Consider the following 18,382-nt stretch of genomic DNA (forward strand, 5'->3'; position numbering starts at 1 on the left):
AAGCTTAGAAGCCATCACACTAGGCCAAAAATTTTAAATAATGTTAAAAGTTAAACGCAAAGAAGGAGCGCACAAGCGCCCCTTCTAAAAATCACTTAATCTAAAATTAAGTGAAACTCTCTTTTCAGCGATAAAGCATTGCGACATGCGAAATAGCGAAAACAAAGTGAAAATCGAATTAACGACGTAAACCTAAAGCACCGATCAAAGCAGTGTAACGACCGTGGTCTTTACCATTTAAATAGTCAAGCAATTTACGACGTTGGTTAACCATACGAATCAAACCACGACGGCTATGATGGTCGTGTTTGTGAGCTTTAAAGTGACCTTGTAAATCATTGATTTGAGCAGTCAATAAAGCTACTTGTACTTCTGGTGAACCAGTGTCATTTTCAGCGCGAGCAAATTTAGCAATGATCTCTGCGCGGTCTGCATTAGTTAAAGCCATTCGATTTCTCCGAGATGCTTAAAAAAAGTAAACGATATGAATCAGTTGAGGCAACTGACTGCCGTGCATCACTACAGCAAGTCGCCTATTTTAAGGTATCTATAGGTGGATTGCAAAATAGTTTTCAGTAACTTGTCATTTTAGACACTGACATGAGCATATTAACTCTGCACACTACCCTTGAATAAAAAGAAATAAGCGCGAGGAACGTGTGAAAATTTTTTCAACCAACACTTGTCCAGTACCGGACAATATTGAGCAAATTATTCGTCGTAAAGATGAGGTTGCTGCTGAACAGGGTGGAATGACTGAACGCCAGATTCAAAAAATCTGGAACAGTGTAGAAGCATTATATAAAACTGGAAATTATCCACTCATTACTTTTTGTCTACGTCGACAAGGTAAAGTTCTACTGAACAGAAGCATTGGATATGCTCAGGGGAACTCTCCAGCAGGACTACAAGAGAATGCTTTGATTGCGACTCCAGATACACCTGTTTGCCTGTTTTCAGCATCAAAGATGATCACCGCCATGTTAATTCATCTATTAGATGAAAAAGGCGAAATCAATTTGCTTGATCCTGTGAGCTACTATATTCCGGAATATGGCGTAAATGGTAAACGCCGTGCGACTATCTTTCATTTATTAGCACATCGTGGCGGCATTCCCTATATAGACGGCGATGTCACCCCAGAATTACTCTTTGATAAAGATCAAATTTTAAAACGTTTATATGCTGCCAAACCTGTGTCTCCTGCTGGTAACCACCTTGCCTATCATGCTGTTACGGCGGGTTATATTTTAGGAGAAGTGATTGAGCGGGTGACTGGGCAAGATTTACGTGAATTTGTGCATCAAACTATCGAAAAACCGATGGGAATGCCTTATTTCAACTATGGTTTAAAACCAGAGTACCGCTCAGAGGTTGCTTTAAATTGTGCAACAGGCCTACACCCCCGCCTTGGTACCGACCACTACCTGAACCATGTATTAGGTGGAGGGTTGCAACTTGCAGTTGATGTCACTAACGATAACCGTTTTATGGACACAATTTGCCCAGCCGGAAACATCTATACCAGCGCAGAACAAGCTGGACGTTTCTTTGAAATGCTTTTAAGTGGAGGAAGCTATGGCGGTCAGCAAATCTTCAGTGAGAAAACGATTTTCAGGGCAACACTGCCGACTACGGGCGTTAACATTGATCGTACTTTATTAATTCCAATGCGCTATGCCTTAGGACCAATGTTAGGTAGTAACCCTGTAGGTCTTTTTGGTCCAATGACGGGACAAGCTTTTGGTCATTTAGGGTTCTCTAATATTTTATGTTGGGCCGACCCTGAAAGAGATATTAGTGTGTCTCTGTTAACAACGGGCAAATCTGTCGTGGGAACGCACCTTCCTGCTTTAGCCAACGTGCTTTATCAGATTTCAACACAATGTCCCCGCATCCCTAGAGATCAGCGCCGATCTTTGTTTGGTAGCGACTCACACGAAACTAACTTAGTGTAAAAGCAAATAAAAAACCCAAGCATTTCTGCTTGGGTTTTTTGCGCTGTAGTTTTTGTTTATCGTGTTATTTCTGTTTTTATTATCGTTGGTGAGATGCTAGTCACATCCTTCTTGTTGTTTTAACTCACTTCCAGTGTCTTTGTTTCTATTTCCTTATGTGATGTATTGTGACACATCCAATTATGAAGAAAAGTAGTATTTTTCTTATCATCATGTAAGTAAAAACGTACAGGTCTGTATAATATTTAGTAAATAACCATTTTTAACATTTAACGTACAGTTCTGTATAACATATAACTTAACAATTCACAGGAAAAATGGCTGTTTAAAAATCATATTACAGATAAATATATTGATATTATTGATATATTTTTTTAAAAGAAAACATACTAAATAGAGGTCTAAAACAGATCTTTTTTGATAATTTTTTAGAAGTAAATTAAAACGTGAATATAAAAAAGCCCTGTAGTCTCTCCCAAAACTACAAGGCTTAGCGGCTGTAAGTTTCCTCTTTATACACCTACGTCATTGTAAGTTCGCAGTCTCTCGACTTAAGCTATTATTATTGTGCGATTTTGCCCGACATTCCGTGCCAAGCTCGTTGTGTGTTTATAATCTCAAAAACGTGGAGTGTACTCTAGCAGCAAATATCTCGAATCTATGTAAGCTTTTTCTTACAAGGGTAAAAATATTAAGTTTGTCTTAACGAACTAACCGATTAACTTTCTGAACTAAACCACTTTTTCGTGTAGTACGAACTGTAAATGCCTGAACTAAAGCTTCTGGATGAACCAAAAGACTCACTACTTTTTTAGCTCGTGTAATCGCAGTGTAAATGAGCTCTTGGCTTAATAAGTTCTTTGCAGCCTGATCAAGAACCACAGCAGTATGTGTAAATTCAGACCCTTGCGACTTATGAATTGTTAAAGCGAATGCACTTTGGATACTTTTAGGTAACCGGTTTGCCGCCACCCATTTATTTAAACTTGGAAAATATACTTCAAACTGCTGAGGCTGAGTTCTATGCTCAAAACACAGGCCAATATCTCCATTTGAAATACCAAGTTGATAGTCGTTATAAGTCATCATTACCGGACGACCTACATACCAACCACCCACTGTAACTATTGATAACTGTTGTTGTAGCCAGCGCTGCGCGTACTGATTTAATTGTTGTAAGCCAAATGGGCCATGACGGACCGCCGTTAAAATACGGTAGTCATCAAATGCTCTTACTACGTTTTGAACCTGTTCAATCGAGCGTTCTTCTTTTAAATAATTTTTTAGGCTCTTTACATAGCCTTGGAAACCTAACATGAGTTTCTGATAATAAATTTCGACTTCTGTGTGATTCCCTTCTGGTAAATACTCAAGCTGAACCACATCTGGCATGTCATTTTGTAAAACTATAGGCTTTAATTCAGAAACCTCAACAATATCAATCTCAAACTTTTGCAAAACCACTTCATGATTTTGTTGATAGGTTTGTGCCTGAATAAATTTAGCAACTTGCCCAATCAACGCCCCTTCAGCAAAACGACGACTGGTTTGTAATTGTACTCTGTTGTCGGCTAGTGCCTGTATTTGTTGCAAGTCAGCAAGTACTGCACCTACATCAACGGAAGCGAGCTGATTTGCATCTCCTAATAAAATAATTCGACAAGACTCTGGCACAGCCTCAAATAGAAGAGTGGCTAGATTTAAATCCAGCATGGAGGCCTCATCCACCACAATCACATCGTAAGGAAGCGGTTGTTTTTGATTAAACCGTGGTGTTTGACTATGCCCCATCCCTAATAATCGATGAATCGTTTGGGTACCCTGATTTCTGAGCTCTTCACTCATTAATCCGGACTCAAGCAATTTAGGGTCATTAAATGAGTTTTGTAGCGCTTCTTGCATGCGCTGTGCTGCTTTACCCGTTGGAGCAGCCATCGCCACACGAATATGCGGAATTGCTTGGCTAAGCACAGCAATAATACGTGCAAGTGTATAGGTCTTACCTGTACCCGGCCCACCCGTAATAATACTCAGGCTCTGCCGAGCAACCATTTGTAAAGCTGCCTGCTGATGAGGGTCTGTGAGTAGGCTTATATAGTCATCACAAGATACAGGCTGAATTAATTGTTGCTTTAATCGACAAATTTGTTCTGCAAGGCGTTGCTCTAGGTGCCAATATCGGTATAATGCCAACCCCTGCTCATCGTAGACGCATGGTGCAACTTTTGAAGTCGCTTGATCGGCTGATATAGCAAGTTGACCAAGTGCTGCAATTTGCTCTGGACTGACATCGATACAGCTATCACCTTGCAAGCTAGCTTCAATAAGCTGCTGTAAATAAGAAGCGGTATCTGGCACTTGTGATTGCTCAGTAAATGGAGCCTGATTTAAGAAGTTACTCCACGTTGTTAACCAGCTTAAATCGGCTTGTTCAGGGCTATTTAGATTGTCCACACACTTATCCACCTAGTTTTCCACACGCTTGTCCACATGGTTATAGACAGGCTTATCCACATGTCAAGTATTTGTTAATCTTAAAATTACCTAACTTATCAGCATTTTTCATGCGATTTTATCCTCAGCAAAATACCCCAAAATGGCATCAAGACGCAGAATAAACTCAATACTAGGTTGCCAGTAATAATACCCCTGCTCTGCTTCACCATTCATGCCACGCAAATAAAGATAAGTCGCCCCACCTAAATGTTGCTCAATTTGGTAATCCTGCATTTTGACTTGCAAATAGCGATGTAATGCCACCAAGTATAGACCTGCCTGTAGCCAGTAACTTGCCAAAGACATGCTTTGTGCAATGTTATCGCTACGATAATCTGCAAGATCTTCTCCTAAATAATTACTTTTATAATCGGCAATGTGATAGCGCTGTCCATCAAAATAAACTAAATCGATAGAACCATTGAGATAACGGGCCGAACGCGCTTCAAGTAGCTCCGGCATATTTAGGCCATATTCAGCAAAGAGCTGCTGAACACGAGTCATGGCTAAAACCCGATCTGACAATGCCAAATAAAAAGGAAACTCCGACAAATGCTGCTCTGGTTGAAGTTGGTTCAATCGGAAGCCCTGATAAAGTGGCGTTCGTAAAACATCTTGCAACCACTGTGCAACTGACTGATAAAGCAGATTCTCGGTGTCTTCTTCCTCTGGAAAGCTCTCTTTATATTTACTGAGTAAATCTAGCCAGAGACTACTATAGTCATTTTTAAAACGACGACGTATTTCTATGACCCAGTCATCTGAACATTGAAAATCGATATGCTCAAAAATTTCATGCAGGAAATTACCAGCAAGCGTTCCTCGCGGAAAATTATTCTTTATCCAGTCAATCGGCTGAGCACTGATTGTTTCAACAGTGTTGACCAAGTCCAGCTCATCTTCTGCAAATACAACATCATTGCTCTGACTCGCCAATAAATCTGTGCCAACCTTATGTTTTAAATGCTGCGCCAAGTAACTGAAACTAGTTTTACCTCTCGAATAAAAACGCTGCTCAGGAAAGCGTTGTGCTTGTAGTTCAATAATACTGGTTTGCTTAGCTAAATGAATTGCTTGAGGCATCTGCTCCAAAACCATTTCATCTGTGCAGCAATGGTGCTGAAAAGGCTCATTCCTATTTTTCCAGAAAGCTAAGCCTGAAACCGATTTACCGTCAGCATCTTGTAAAAGTGCATAGACGCGGTGGCTTGCTCGCGTTAGAGCCACATACCAAAGGCGATTCTGTTCAGCGAGCGCTCTTTCTTCGTGCTGCTTAAGTTCAACTTCATTCAAATAAGTCTTATCAGCAATCGCAACTACACGTTGAGTCAAGGTCTGACTTGAGTCTGGTTGGACTACATCTTGGGTCGAAAAATTCAGAGTTTTATTATTTTCTCGAAACGGCTTATCTGCCCCCAACAAAAAAACAATCTTAAACTCCAGTCCTTTTGACTGGTGAATTGTCATGAGCTGAACGCCAGCTTCACTCGACAATTTACGTTCTAACTCCCAATCACGATCAAGAGGAGAACGCAACTGTTTGAGATACCAATGATAAAGGTTTTGCGCGCCTGAATATTTCTCGCTGTGCTGACTCAAAATTTCAGTCAAATGGCGCAAGTTCACCACAACCCGTTCATTATCTTTGCTTTGAGCAGCGACCAAATTTTGCCAGATATCAAACTGGCTTAAACATTGTTGCCATGCAACTAAAAAGCCCTGACTAGACCACAGCTCTCTAATGCTATCAAAACCAGTCATGAACTGACTTAAGCCTTCTGCTGTCTGCTCAAGTTGTATTAGTTGCTTCAAGTCCATGGCAAACAGGCGGCTAATTAAAGCGCGTTTCACTTTAGCCTCATCATAAGGATGAAGTATTGCTGTCAATAAAGCACCGACGTCTTGAGCAATCGTGCAATCAAAAACACTTCGTTTCGATGGACGATTAACCCGAATGCCTAAACGCTCTAGCTCATATTGAACTTTATCAAGCCCATCATGATTACGAGACAATACCGCAATATCATCTTCGTTTAAGGTTTGAGTCTGAGAGTCTTTTTGAAAATATAAATGACCCTCATGAGAACGGTTGAGTAAATCCCGAATCTTCCATGCAACTTGCTGAGCCTCTGTTTCTTTGTCTTTGAGCATCAACCAGCGCAAAGGATGAGGATTATGATTGTTGTGCTCAATCAGCGCAGGATGAGGTCGAGTGCCTGCCCAAATTGGGTCATATTGAACCTGTTCACCAAAATCGATTTGCCGCTGAAATAACGCATCGACGACTTCAACCAGATCGGCTACCGAACGGTGGTTATGAATTAACTTATATTCGCACCCATGTTTGGCTTGAATATCTTTATAGGCATTTAGGAAGGTGAGCATATCCCCACCACGGAAACCGTAAATTGCCTGTTTTCGGTCACCCACCATAATCATGCAGCCTTTTTGATAACGCTGCGGATGACGCCAGATACTGGCGAGCATGTCGTCTTGATCTTGGTTAGTGTCCTGAAATTCATCGACCAAAATTAAGGGATAACGCGCCTGAACAAATACTGCAAAACGTTGCCCCTGCTCACCCTTTAAAGCGTCAGACAGTGTACGGATTTGCTGAGAAAAGGTCGTTTCGCCTTTATTTTGTAAAACCTGTGGTAGTCGTTTTTTAACTTCGACACATAAATAGGCTTTTAAATAAATATGAAGCTGGTCGAACTGCTCAGCATAGTTTTTCAGTACACCAAAGAGTTGCTGAATCTGCTGAATGCAGGGATGCTGATAGAAACCATCTGAAATTTCGGTCGGACATTTTTTAAAAACTTTCTGATCAGCAATTTGACCTAAAAACTTAAAAACAAGCTCACGGTGTGCTGATAGCGACCCATCAAAAACTAAAATACTGTCGCTTTGCGTTAGAACTTGCAGAAGCTGCGGTAAACATTCACTAAATAGTTTATTAAAAGCACCGTTTCGAAATACCGTACCGCTCACATGCTTATAGTGTTCGCCATCGAGCTGGTAATAGTGCTCTAAAAGGCTTAAGTTAATTTCTGTCGCCAACTGTTTGAGCTGAGCAAGTTGTTCAAACTGAATCGTAGGTTTTTCGGGAAGTTTAAAATGAGCAGAACTAAAATTAAGTGAGTCTTCGACAAGTTTGACAAAACTATCGACGCTCTTAAGTTCACCTGCTAGATACAAAGCATCAATCACGGTTTGAGGCTGAGACTGTATCCACTCACGTAGTACATCATGAATGAGTTGTCGGCTGTAGGTTTTGGCATCATCGGTAATTTGAGCACGTTCAATTTTGCCACTCTCAAAAGCAAACTCACGCAATAGTTTTTGGCTAAAGCTATCGAGTGTCCCGACAAATAGCTCGTCTAACTGATCTATAACTAATTTTAAACGCTCACATGCATAGGCAATACGCGTCGCAAAGCTTTTTAAAATATGTTGGAGTAACAAATCAGGCTCTTGCTCGGCCTGCGTAATTAATTCATGTTCTGTAAAACTGCGTTTAGCATCTAAATAACGATACGTTTCAACCAAGCGGGCACGAATACGGCTTTTTAACTCGGCAGCGGCAGCACGGGTAAACGTGGTCGCAATAACTTGTCGAGGCAAGTACTTTTCAAGAAAAATACGGACCATCAAGCTCGATAAGGTATAGGTTTTCCCTGTACCTGCTGAAGCTTCAATTAAGTGTAATCCACTAAAATCAATATCAATAATAGGTTGATAAGACACCTGTACTCTTGAGTTCATGTCTTACTCCGAATGTTGAAATTGAAAAACTGGATGGTACAGATCATACGCAAATTCATCACAAGCATGTTGAAGCAAAGCTTGTGCATCTTGTTCTTGTAAAATAAAGCTCCAGTCTTTATGCAACTTGCAAGCTTCATTTTGAGTCATATCCATTGTGGTAAATGACCCTGTTTCATTCCAGTATTTTAACAGCTCAGCATAGCTCTTCTCATCCAGTTTTGCTTTTCCTACCTGATCTGCCGTTTCCCACTGATATGCTTTGGCTTTTTCTAGCGGTTTTAATAATAAGGCTGCTGGCAAAACTAGTGGTTGTTGTTGTGCGTAACGCCAGATTTTAAACCATGGTTGTAAATATTGCCGAGCCTGTTCAGAACTCACTCCACTACAAATCACGGTTTGATCGCTAAAAACCACAATACGGCGTTTTTCAGCTCCTGCACTTCCCTCATTCAAATAGGCTAACCAAAGTAAGTGTTCCAACCAGACTTTCGCGCGTCTTTTTGCTCGGGCGCTTGAAGGTTCCATACTGACCCAATCCCGAGTTTCAGACTTTGGAACAGTAATATTCATATGAAGCTGTTTGGCAATTCGCCAAACTCGCTGGGTCGTTTGTGTGACTTCTGGCGCGTATTGATGGAGGCGTTCAAGTAAGCATTCTTGTTCAAAAACACCTTGTTGCCATGCGCTGTATTTGACTTTACCTACAGGCAATTGATCAAGTAATACCTCAGGTTGTGCTTGTTGATCTGATTGCTGTAAAAAATGTCGAATTGCATAACGCCCTAAACCATCTAGTAACAAAGGTTCATTTTGGTCGAGCAGTCCAACACTTCCTAAGTTTTCGACACCCAAGGTTTTCAAATATAGTCGTGCGGGGAACGTCACATCCTGTATCCATTGCTGGCTATCTAAAACCAACATGTCAGGCGCTTGCAGCGGATAGGTGGTATTCGCCCAAGGTTGACGATTTCCTGAGACTTTCTGAATTTGTGAAGCGACCTTAAACCAATGATCTTGGTAACGAACACCGCTTTTTTCTACAGTAAAACCTTTCGGATCAAAAGGCTGTAAATGATGGAGGTGATAAAGCTGCTTTAATTGTGGTGGAATCTCAATCCCTTCAACAACTACATTTTCAGGTACATCGTCTTCGGCTTTTACAATCAAGGCAAGGTGTTCACGGAACTCTTGAAGAATACTGGAAGGTTCTCTCACCTCTCCATCGTTCACATCAAACCCGTTATAAAACAACCATAAATTTTCTTGGGCTAATAATAATGCATCTAAAAAAGCACCCTGATCATCTTCAAGACGAGAGCGGTCTCCTAACTGCTGACGCAATGCATCCATTAAATCAAATGGAACGTGTGTATCACGGTTTGGGAATTGCCCTGCATCAAGATTTAACATGACCATTAAGCGATAAGGGAGCGGCCGAATATGTCCAATTTGGGCAAAGGTAATCTGCCCAGTCGGTTCCGCTTGTGCACTTTGGCTTTCTAAGGTCCGTTGAATTTCTTCAATAATATAAGGTAGGGGCAACGTAATTTTGCGCAAAGTTCCTGTTTCTGTCTCGGCGTAATAACTTGCGAGCGTCAACATTCGCTCTTGTTTTTTGACAATTTCCCGAACAGCTTTTAAAGCAGCAACACCCACCTGCTCAAATTCGACAATATCTTTACCCAGTACTTGGAGCCAATATTCAACCGTATAAACTTGCCCCTGTTCATGTAGGGTTAACCAATCACGGCGCTCATTCAAATCTTGATAAATCTGGATGAGTGTACCAATCAACTCAAAATCACCTGGTTGAACTTTTGCATAACTTAGCACCTGATTAAATGTTTCATGTACAGGCACAGCAATGCCAAGAGCCAATCGCTCTAAAGTAAATTTAAAACTATATCGATAATCGTCATCACCCTCACACAAACTGCGCTTGAGATGCTCTGCATCAAGTCCTCGTTTAAACCCTGCATCGGCAAGTAAATTTAAAATTCGCTCAACCTGAACATATTCAAGTTCGTATCGTTGCTGAGTCGCATGCAAGCTTAACCAGTCAGCAAAATCATCAAAGCTAAAACGCCCTTGCATCAGCTGAATACGCCCAATCACGGCACGCCAAGCATTTAATGCATCAAGTGATGCAACTCCTGCAATTTTCACTGGCAAATGCACACCCTGCTCAGTGGCAGTTGCAGGAAATACACTCCGAATTAAAGGCTCTATGTCGGTCAAATTAGGAACTAAAACTAAAATATCATTTGGGCGACGCAGCTGCTCATGTGCTTTGGCCAACCAACCAATCAATTGCTCTTTTAGTACTTCAAGCTGACGTAAAGTAGAATGGCAAACGTGAATCTGAATAGAGTCATCGTCTGGGGCAAGCTCATATTGCTTAGCTTGGGGTTCCACCAAATGCAAAATATCGGACTGAACTTTACCGAGTAAACTTTCAGGGAAATCATCCACAAAAGCATCAACCCATTTACCCTCTTCACCCGTAGATAAATTTGATAATAGCGAAAAGTGGTCGCGGGCTTGTTTACCCAATCTTGTTAAAAGTGGATGTCTGGACTCACGTGCTTCAGCATTAAAGTTGAGTGTAAATTTATTAAAGAAATCGCTAATTTCAGCATCCGTTGCCTTAGGGTTTTTCGCAATAAAGCGCTCTTTCACTCCTAAGTCATAACGCTGTTTCCACAGTGGATCGACGCTATCTGCCCAATATTCTTGCGAAGGGTTATAGTGCAAAATTAGCACATCAATATATTGCCCTAAACGGCGCAAGAACTGTAACTGGCTTGGCGGTAAATCCAATAATGTAAAGATCACCACCTGATGAGGTAATCTTGAAATAGCCCATTTACTGCGATCTGAATGTTCGATCTCTTGCCAAAACAACGCATCAATTTGCTGCATCTGCAAAAAGTCATCATGAAAATGTTGCTGCCACAGCCACCGCTGCCAACGTTCTAGCTCTTGAGTTTGATGCAATGCAAAAGCAGTAACCTCTTCGTCTTTTTGCACAATATATTTTTCAATATCGAGCGCTCGCCCTTGCCCCCAAGCAGCCAACCAGTTCTCTGGACACGTACAACTATTTTCACAACCACGCTGACACTGTCCACGATAAATCATGTAGTTACTAAATAGATCGGCAACCTGCTCAGCGACCCAATACAGCATTTTTTGTTTTTTAAATTGTTTATCTATGCCTTGTTCGAGTCGATCTGCGCTGTCATAAATGCGCTGAACAATAGAATGGAGAGGATGTGAGGTATCTATGCTAATTGCATCAGGTTGTATAAATTCATACAAAGCCTGATGAACCCGCCATTTAAAAATTAAACGTGGGATGTTCGCTTTACGGACCTGTTCTTTATGGGCAGTTAAAACTTGCTGGTAGGCATACCACTGGAAACCTCGTACCCGTTGATGAAACTGGTAATTGGCACTCATGCCTTGCTGTTCTGCAAGTTTCTGTATCAGCCACTGCTCAACCGCAGGACTTGGAACAACAAAATGCTGTGTTTTCAAAACCTGTAAAGGATGCGTTGAAGTTTGCGATGTAGACGCTAATACACCTTGTAACAACACATCAATACGTTGGCTTTGAATAACATGAATCCCCATTTATTTCATATCCTGCTTGCATAATTTATGCACAAAATCATAAACATTCATTACTATACAACTGAATCTGACTATGTCACGTTGGTTTAAACAGCATAATTTAACTTTAGGTGTCACTTACGCTTGGTTTGAATGACGCCATCAAGAAACTTACACAGGTAGACATTATGAAAATTGATAACATTCCTGACTATATTGATCCTAGCCTAAATCTGGAACAAATTCGCGATGAGTGTCATCACCTCATCAAAAAAAGAGCTTACGTCTCAGCAGGAGCGGCAATTGTACCCATTCCGTTTTTAGACGTGGTGATAGATTTGGGAATTTTGTCGTACCTTATTCCAGATATCAATTCCCGTTTTGGCTTAGCACATGAGCACGTGAGTGTTTACGACCCAAAAACTAAAACTATTCATTGGGATGAATTACGTAAACGCGGTTTTGAATTTTCAGGTTTTGTAGTGGCACGTACTACTGTTAAAAAAACATTTAATGGTTTTTTGGGCAAAATCGTAACGAAACAGGTGACTAAATTTATACCGCTAGGCGGACAAATTGTAGCAGCAAGTTTAGGCTATTTCATGATGAAAAAAATAGCAGAAACTCACCTGAATGACAGTTACAATCTTGCAAAACGTATTCAGCAAAAAAGCCGTACCACTATTGTAAGTTAGTAGATACCTTATGGCTGAGAGCTTAATCTGCTCTCAGCTGTTTTAAAACTGCCTTTAATACTTCTAGACGTGCAGTATATTTATCATCAGTTGCAACAATATACCAAGGTGCGTATTCAGTACTGGTTCGCTCAAACATATCTGCTGCCGCTTTTAAATAATCGTCCCACTTATCACGATTACGCCAATCCTCTGCTGTAATTTTAAAGCGTTTATGGGGTGTCTCTTCTCTGGCTTTAAAACGCTGCTCTTGTTCATCTTTACTAATCGCTAGCCAAATCTTTACCACAATTGTTTGACTATCAAATAAATCTTTTTCAAAACGATTAATTTCGTCATAAGCACGCTGCCACTCTAAAGGCGAAGCAAAACCTTCGACACGTTCAACGAGTACCCGCCCATACCACGTCCGATCAAAGATCGTGATTTTTTCAGCCTCATTAATACGGTTCCAGAAACGCCATAAATAAGGATGACGTGCCTCGTACCGTTCAGGTGCTCCAATACAGTGAATATCATATTCACGCGGATCTAGGTTTTTAACAATTCGCTTAATTGCACCACCTTTACCAGCGGCATCCATCCCCTCAAAAGCAATCACGACATTGCGTTTATCGAAACGCATTGCATCAGCAATTTTTTTGCTGAGTTTATCGAGCTCTTTTTTATATTCAGCTTTTTCAAGTGGCTCATTAGAAGGTTTTAATAAACTCTCTGGAATTTTAGCTTGTTGCCATTTTCCTTTAACTTCAGTTTCATGGTCAGGAAGTTGACGCATGTGTTGCAAAAGGTATTGAGCAAAAAACTGATCGCGTTGTGTTTCATCTTCGCCATCAATAATGTACCAATCGTCGGTAAAACGACGGCGTAACTTTTGCAAAGTGTCATATTGTTTTTTATTACGCCAGTCTAGGCCGTGGAGCTTATGCCAGTGCTGCTCTGACGGATCAATTTTGTCTAAACGTTTTTGCAGTGATTTCCATGAAAGGTCGAACCAGACTTTAACGACATCGACATAATTATTTTTCAAATCTTGTTCGAATGCTCGCATACTTTCAACGTAAGCATCAAATCGCGCCTCATCTAAAGGTTCAGACACATGAGTTGCCGTAACAAGCAAATCGCTATACCAATTGCCAAACATGACCACAATTTGACCTTCGGTAGGGATAAACTCCGAATAAGATTGCCAAAATGCTTCTGTATCTGTCAGCACACGTGGTGCATCTGCTTTTACTCGTAAATATCTAGGGTCTAACCACTCACGAAGCTGCTTAACCGCTTCCCCTTTCCCAGCCAGTTCAATACCACTCATTAAAATGAGTGTACTTTTAGCATTCGGCTTCCCTCGACTTTCTTTTAGAGCATATTGTGCTTCAATCAAATCGACCGAAAGCTGTTCTTCATCTCGAACTTCAAATTTTGGTTGTTGTTCACTCATAGTCCACAGCTCTAATCATTTATTGTTTAATTTCGATGATCTTTAACTTATGCGGTTAAATGATGAATTGCTATACAAATTATGTCATTGCGACAAAATCCCCGATAAAAATTGACGCATGAATCATTTTTTTTACATCTTCTCGCCATAGTACAAGGTTACAATGCCTCTTATGATTTTTTGTAAATAGCCCAATATTAGAGTCTTACATGTCTAAACTCGCTGCTTTTGATGAACTTTTACAACAATATAAAACATTTAATTATCATGACAATCCGGTGCTTGCCCAACGTTTGCAAGATGTACAAACATGGCTAAAAGAGCGGATGAAAGATACACATCATGAATTTTTCAACTTGCCTGAACATAAACTGATGGCAGAGTATTTTTTAAATCGTTTATATGGTGGTCCAGAGTTTGATGCCCTTGCAGCACAAATTGAACGTCTATTGAAATATGCACATAAAGCCGAAAAAGTATTGCCTGAGAATGCGATTAAAACTGGAACTAAATCGGTAAGTTTAGCTGTGCTTGCCACTCAGCTTGATGAACAAGTGGCGATACAGCTTCTTGAGGATTATCCGGCTGACACGGTATTAACCGATGAAATCATGCGCTTAACCTTAACCAAGCTTGATCAGGCAGAAGCTCGTTATCAGCAACTTGCTCTTCTTGATGATTTAGGTACAGCACTCGATAAATACATGCGCTCATTTATGATGTTTACGGCTTTTAAAATGTGTAAAGGCATTGCCCAAAAATATCACTTCGAGTTGATGTATGATTTTATCCAAGATGGTTTTACTGCGATGAAACCGTTAAAATCAGCCGAGACGTTTATCAAGACTTTTACGGAAAAAGAACGCCAGATTATTGAAAATGTACATTCAGGGCATCCGAATCCGTTTAGAGTGTGATAAGGTCGGCACAGAGAAAAAATCAACCTTACGAAGTTGAGATTTTATTCATTATATTTGCATGATGATGCCTGTAAAAATAGACAAAATCTGTCATCATGCAGAACTTATTCCGTTTCACTTGAGTTTGAGTCTAGGAGAGACAATATGTCTAACGAAAACCAAAAGCCAACATCTCCAACTGAGCAGGCACAAAGTTCAGACAAAGTTAGCCCATTCCTAAGCTCACCTTTACCGCAAGGTACCCCTCAAGGGCAACAACAAACTTTACAACAAACCTTAACTGATACACCAGTTAACGGTTCTGTACCGAAATACAATTTACCACGTGGTGCTGGCAATACTGGCAACGTGGGAGAAACCACACACTTTGGTTTCTCGACTGTTAAAACTGAAGATAAAGCTCAAAAAGTTGCAGAAGTTTTCCATTCGGTTGCAAGCAAATATGACTTGATGAATGACTTGATGTCATTTGGTATTCACCGCCTTTGGAAACGCTTTGCAATTAACATGTCAGGGGTACGCCGTGGTCAACATGTGTTGGACATTGCTGGCGGTACAGGCGATTTAGCGAAAGTATTCAGCCGCGAAGTTGGTCCTCAAGGCCATGTCGTTCTTTCAGATATCAATGAGTCAATGCTCAACGTAGGCCGTGACCGTTTGATTGATGCAGGCTGTACCAATGTCGACTTCGTACTTGCCAATGCAGAAACTTTAGAGCCTTTTGCAGATAATAGCTTTGATCTACTCACCATTAGTTTTGGCTTACGTAACGTGACAGATAAAGATGCAGCACTTGCTTCTATGTTCCGTGTGTTAAAGCCAGGTGGTCGTTTACTTATTCTTGAGTTTTCTAAGCCTGTATTTGAGCCATTCTCAAAACTTTATGACCTCTACTCATTCACTGCTTTACCGATTATGGGTAAATTAGTTGCCAATGATTCAGAAAGTTATAAGTATTTGGCTGAATCAATTCGTATGCATCCAGACCAACGCACCTTAAAAGGTATGATGGAAAATGCTGGCTTCCAGAACTGTGACTATCACAACCTTACTGCTGGTATCGTTGCCGTTCACCGTGGCTTCAAACTGTAAGGGTTAACGATATGTGGTCGATTCTGGCACTCGGTGCAGTCGAACGTATCATTCATCATCTGATCGATCTGGATGCGGTTACACGCATTCAGCTTAATCAGTTACAGGGCAAAATGTTGCGTGTCGTAATCGACAGTCCGCAACTTTCTGTCGATGTCTTCTTTGACCAAGAAAAAGTACGTCTTGAACCTACTGCAACAGGGCATAGTGAAAAGCCTTCTATTTTTGAACAACGCCCTTTTGATGAGCAATTCAAAATTTCTGAAGCTACAGCAACTTTGCATGTTAAAGATGTCATTGAGCTGATCAAACTATTGGTCAGCGATCCAGATCAGATTGGCAATATCCCATTGCAAGGTGATTATCACCTGTTACAGGATATTCAAAAAATCATGCAACAAGCTGAACCAGATTTAGCTGCGCACTTATCAAGATGGGTTGGTCCTCAACTTGCCCACGAAATTGGCAAGATTCAGCTTGCACCAAAACATTTAAAACGCTCTCTTCAAAGTCATCTGTTTTTTGCTGAAGATGCCTTAAAAGAAGATAGCGGTCTATTTGCCCCTCGCTGGGAAATGGACGATTTAAGCCAAGCAACGCGCAAGCTTAATCAAGACATTGACCGTCTAGAAGCAAGATTGCAGCAACTCAACGCACAACTACAACCCTCTCAAGACTAGGTAAGACTGTATATGATTCCGCACGTTTCACGTTTACTCGAACTTTGGCGTATTGCAGCGCACTATAGACTCGATACGTTGTTCCCTGCGGATGAATTACCAGTTAAAGCTCAACGTGCATTAAGTGTTATTAAAATGCACCCAGCCGCATGGTCTAGTCGTGAACGTAAAAATCCTTTAAAGCTCAAAGAAGCTTTGGAAGAGATGGGGCCGCTTGCAATTAAGCTTGGGCAATTACTGTCAACCCGACGTGATTTGATTCCACCTGAAATACTCGCTCAATTGGTCTTACTTCAAGATCAGGTAAAACCTTTTGATAGCAATGTTGCCAAACAACGTATTCAAGATTCGTTAAAAGCTGACGTAAATACCTTGTTTGCTCGCTTTGATGACCAGCCATTAGCTGCTGCGTCAATTGCACAAGTTCATACTGCTGCTTTGCACGATGGTCGTGAAGTCGTTATTAAGGTGACTCGCCCAGACATTCGCAACCAAATTTTGCAAGACTTTGAGATTTTGGCATGGTTAGGCAATACGCTAGAAAGCCGCCTTGAAGCTGCGCGTGCGTTGCATTTAAGCGAAATTATTCAAGACTATCGCCAGATCATTTTGAATGAGCTGGACTTGAGTATTGAGGCAGATAACACCCGTCGTATGCGCCATTATTTTACTGGCTCAACCATGATGTATGTGCCTGAAGTCTACATGGACACCAAAGATGTCATGGTGGCAGAGCGGATTACAGGTGTTCCTATTTCAGATACGGCGACTTTTGACCGTCTAGGCATGGACCGCGCACAACTTGCAGAAAAAGGATTAACCATTTTCTTCACGCAAGTATTCCGCGATAACTTTTTCCATGCCGATATGCACCCCGGCAATGTCTTTGTAGAAACAATTAACCCAAGCAATCCACGCTTTATTGCGTTGGACTGTGCGATTATGGGTGAGTTATCTAAGCATGACCAGATGACGATTGCCCGCATGTTGCTTGCTGTAATGAACAGCAACTTTATGCAGCTCATTCAAATTGTGCACCAAGCTGGCTGGATTCCACCGGGTACAGACCAAGATGCGCTATCGCGTGAAATGCGTCGCACCGTTGGTCCAATGGTGTCTAAACCAATGGATCAACTTGATTTTGCTGGCATCTTAATTCAAGTGATGGATATTGCCCGTCGCTTCCATTTAGAGATTCCACCGCAACTCATGTTGTTGCTAAAGACTTTAGTGCATGTTGAAGGCCTAGGGACCGATCTTTATCCGCAGCTCGACATCTGGAAATTGGCAAAACCAATTTTGACTGAATGGGTCAAAGCCAACATGAACCCAGTCAAAAATATAAAAGAGTTAGGGCAGCAACTACCTGACCTGCTTTTAGGTGCTCAAGATTTCCCAAGCTTAATTGTTGATAGTTTAAATGGTTTAAAAAATCAGTCTGCTTGGCAAGACCGTCAGTTACGTGAGATTCAACAACTTCGTTTGCAAATGGAACATCAACAACGCCGCAGTTGGATGTTCGGCAGTACTATGCTGATTTTACTAACCATCGCGATTATTAGTCCGTGGTTCGTTTCGGTTATTTTGATTGTGCTGAGTAGCTTATTAGCGCTTTGGCGTATATTGAAATAAATTCTAAATCCCTTGCAATCGCAAGGGATTTTTCTATGACAATAATTTAATTTTAAAAAATTTTTCTAGATCAGTGATAAGTTCA

General features: G+C 41.0%; 11 protein-coding genes. 6 read left to right on the forward strand and 5 right to left on the reverse strand.

Annotated features, from left to right (window positions below; all coding sequences use genetic code 11):
- Nucleotides 1-178 precede the first annotated feature (178 nt).
- Nucleotides 179-448 carry a 30S ribosomal protein S15 gene (gene rpsO / locus ACLBWE_RS10090; RefSeq protein WP_002114951.1) on the reverse strand — a complete coding sequence of 90 codons (270 nt, stop codon included), beginning with the start codon at nucleotides 446-448 and terminating at the stop codon, nucleotides 179-181.
- A gap of 211 nt (nucleotides 449-659) precedes the next feature.
- Here rpsO and ACLBWE_RS10095 point away from each other — a divergent pair, with 211 nt between their 5' ends.
- Nucleotides 660-1,958: a serine hydrolase domain-containing protein gene (locus tag ACLBWE_RS10095; protein WP_447602633.1), complete on the forward strand. Its 1,299-nt coding sequence runs from the start codon at nucleotides 660-662 to the stop codon at nucleotides 1,956-1,958.
- A 702-nt stretch (nucleotides 1,959-2,660) separates the two neighbouring features.
- On the opposite strand, the gene recD is transcribed toward ACLBWE_RS10095, so the two are convergent.
- The 3 genes from recD to ACLBWE_RS10110 form a co-directional block, all read right to left on the reverse strand.
- Nucleotides 2,661-4,412, reverse strand: a complete 1,752-nt coding sequence (recD, locus tag ACLBWE_RS10100) for an exodeoxyribonuclease V subunit alpha (protein WP_447602635.1) — start codon at nucleotides 4,410-4,412, stop codon at nucleotides 2,661-2,663.
- Between the two features lie 108 nt (nucleotides 4,413-4,520).
- Complete coding sequence (locus ACLBWE_RS10105) at nucleotides 4,521-8,219, reverse strand: UvrD-helicase domain-containing protein (protein WP_447602637.1); 3,699 nt, start codon at nucleotides 8,217-8,219, stop codon at nucleotides 4,521-4,523.
- A 3-nt stretch (nucleotides 8,220-8,222) separates the two neighbouring features.
- Nucleotides 8,223-11,858 carry an exodeoxyribonuclease V subunit gamma gene (locus tag ACLBWE_RS10110; RefSeq protein ID WP_447602639.1) on the reverse strand — a complete coding sequence of 1,212 codons (3,636 nt, stop codon included), beginning with the start codon at nucleotides 11,856-11,858 and terminating at the stop codon, nucleotides 8,223-8,225.
- A 167-nt stretch (nucleotides 11,859-12,025) separates the two neighbouring features.
- On the opposite strand from ACLBWE_RS10110, the gene ACLBWE_RS10115 reads away from it, so the two are divergent.
- A complete protein-coding gene (locus tag ACLBWE_RS10115) occupies nucleotides 12,026-12,532 on the forward strand; it encodes a hypothetical protein (RefSeq protein ID WP_447602641.1) in 507 nt (168 codons plus the stop codon).
- Between the two features lie 22 nt (nucleotides 12,533-12,554).
- Here ACLBWE_RS10115 and pap read toward each other — a convergent pair whose 3' ends face one another.
- Nucleotides 12,555-13,973, reverse strand: coding sequence for a polyphosphate:AMP phosphotransferase (gene pap / locus ACLBWE_RS10120; protein WP_347019000.1), 1,419 nt, complete (start codon nucleotides 13,971-13,973; stop codon nucleotides 12,555-12,557).
- A gap of 209 nt (nucleotides 13,974-14,182) precedes the next feature.
- On the opposite strand from pap, the gene ACLBWE_RS10125 reads away from it, so the two are divergent.
- The 4 genes from ACLBWE_RS10125 (at nucleotide 14,183) to ACLBWE_RS10140 (ending at nucleotide 18,297) form a co-directional block, all read left to right on the forward strand.
- On the forward strand, nucleotides 14,183-14,890 hold the full coding sequence (locus ACLBWE_RS10125; RefSeq protein WP_005045076.1) for an FFLEELY motif protein: 708 nt from the start codon (nucleotides 14,183-14,185) through the stop codon (nucleotides 14,888-14,890).
- A gap of 147 nt (nucleotides 14,891-15,037) precedes the next feature.
- Nucleotides 15,038-15,985, forward strand: coding sequence for a bifunctional demethylmenaquinone methyltransferase/2-methoxy-6-polyprenyl-1,4-benzoquinol methylase UbiE (gene ubiE / locus ACLBWE_RS10130; RefSeq protein ID WP_004640878.1), 948 nt, complete (start codon nucleotides 15,038-15,040; stop codon nucleotides 15,983-15,985).
- An 11-nt stretch (nucleotides 15,986-15,996) separates the two neighbouring features.
- Nucleotides 15,997-16,665, forward strand: a complete 669-nt coding sequence (locus ACLBWE_RS10135; RefSeq protein ID WP_198496449.1) for a ubiquinone biosynthesis accessory factor UbiJ — start codon at nucleotides 15,997-15,999, stop codon at nucleotides 16,663-16,665.
- 12 nt (nucleotides 16,666-16,677) lie between these two features.
- A complete protein-coding gene (locus tag ACLBWE_RS10140) occupies nucleotides 16,678-18,297 on the forward strand; it encodes an ABC1 kinase family protein (protein ID WP_447602645.1) in 1,620 nt (539 codons plus the stop codon).
- Nucleotides 18,298-18,382: the final 85 nt, after the last annotated feature.

This window comes from Acinetobacter sp. M5A5_2a (genome assembly GCF_053345265.1).

Bases quoted from the DNA above. Each gene is read 5' to 3' on its own strand.
- rpsO (WP_002114951.1), bottom strand. From the start codon at position 448: ATGGCTTTAACTAATGCAGACCGCGCAGAGATCATTGCTAAATTTGCT.
- ACLBWE_RS10105 (WP_447602637.1), bottom strand. From the start codon at position 8,219: ATGAACTCAAGAGTACAGGTGTCTTATCAACCTATTATTGATATTGAT.
- ACLBWE_RS10110 (WP_447602639.1), bottom strand. From the start codon at position 11,858: ATGGGGATTCATGTTATTCAAAGCCAACGTATTGATGTGTTGTTACAA.
- ACLBWE_RS10115 (WP_447602641.1), top strand. From the start codon at position 12,026: ATGAAAATTGATAACATTCCTGACTATATTGATCCTAGCCTAAATCTG.
- pap (WP_347019000.1), bottom strand. From the start codon at position 13,973: ATGAGTGAACAACAACCAAAATTTGAAGTTCGAGATGAAGAACAGCTT.
- ACLBWE_RS10125 (WP_005045076.1), top strand. From the start codon at position 14,183: ATGTCTAAACTCGCTGCTTTTGATGAACTTTTACAACAATATAAAACA.
- ubiE (WP_004640878.1), top strand. From the start codon at position 15,038: ATGTCTAACGAAAACCAAAAGCCAACATCTCCAACTGAGCAGGCACAA.
- ACLBWE_RS10135 (WP_198496449.1), top strand. From the start codon at position 15,997: ATGTGGTCGATTCTGGCACTCGGTGCAGTCGAACGTATCATTCATCAT.
- ACLBWE_RS10140 (WP_447602645.1), top strand. From the start codon at position 16,678: ATGATTCCGCACGTTTCACGTTTACTCGAACTTTGGCGTATTGCAGCG.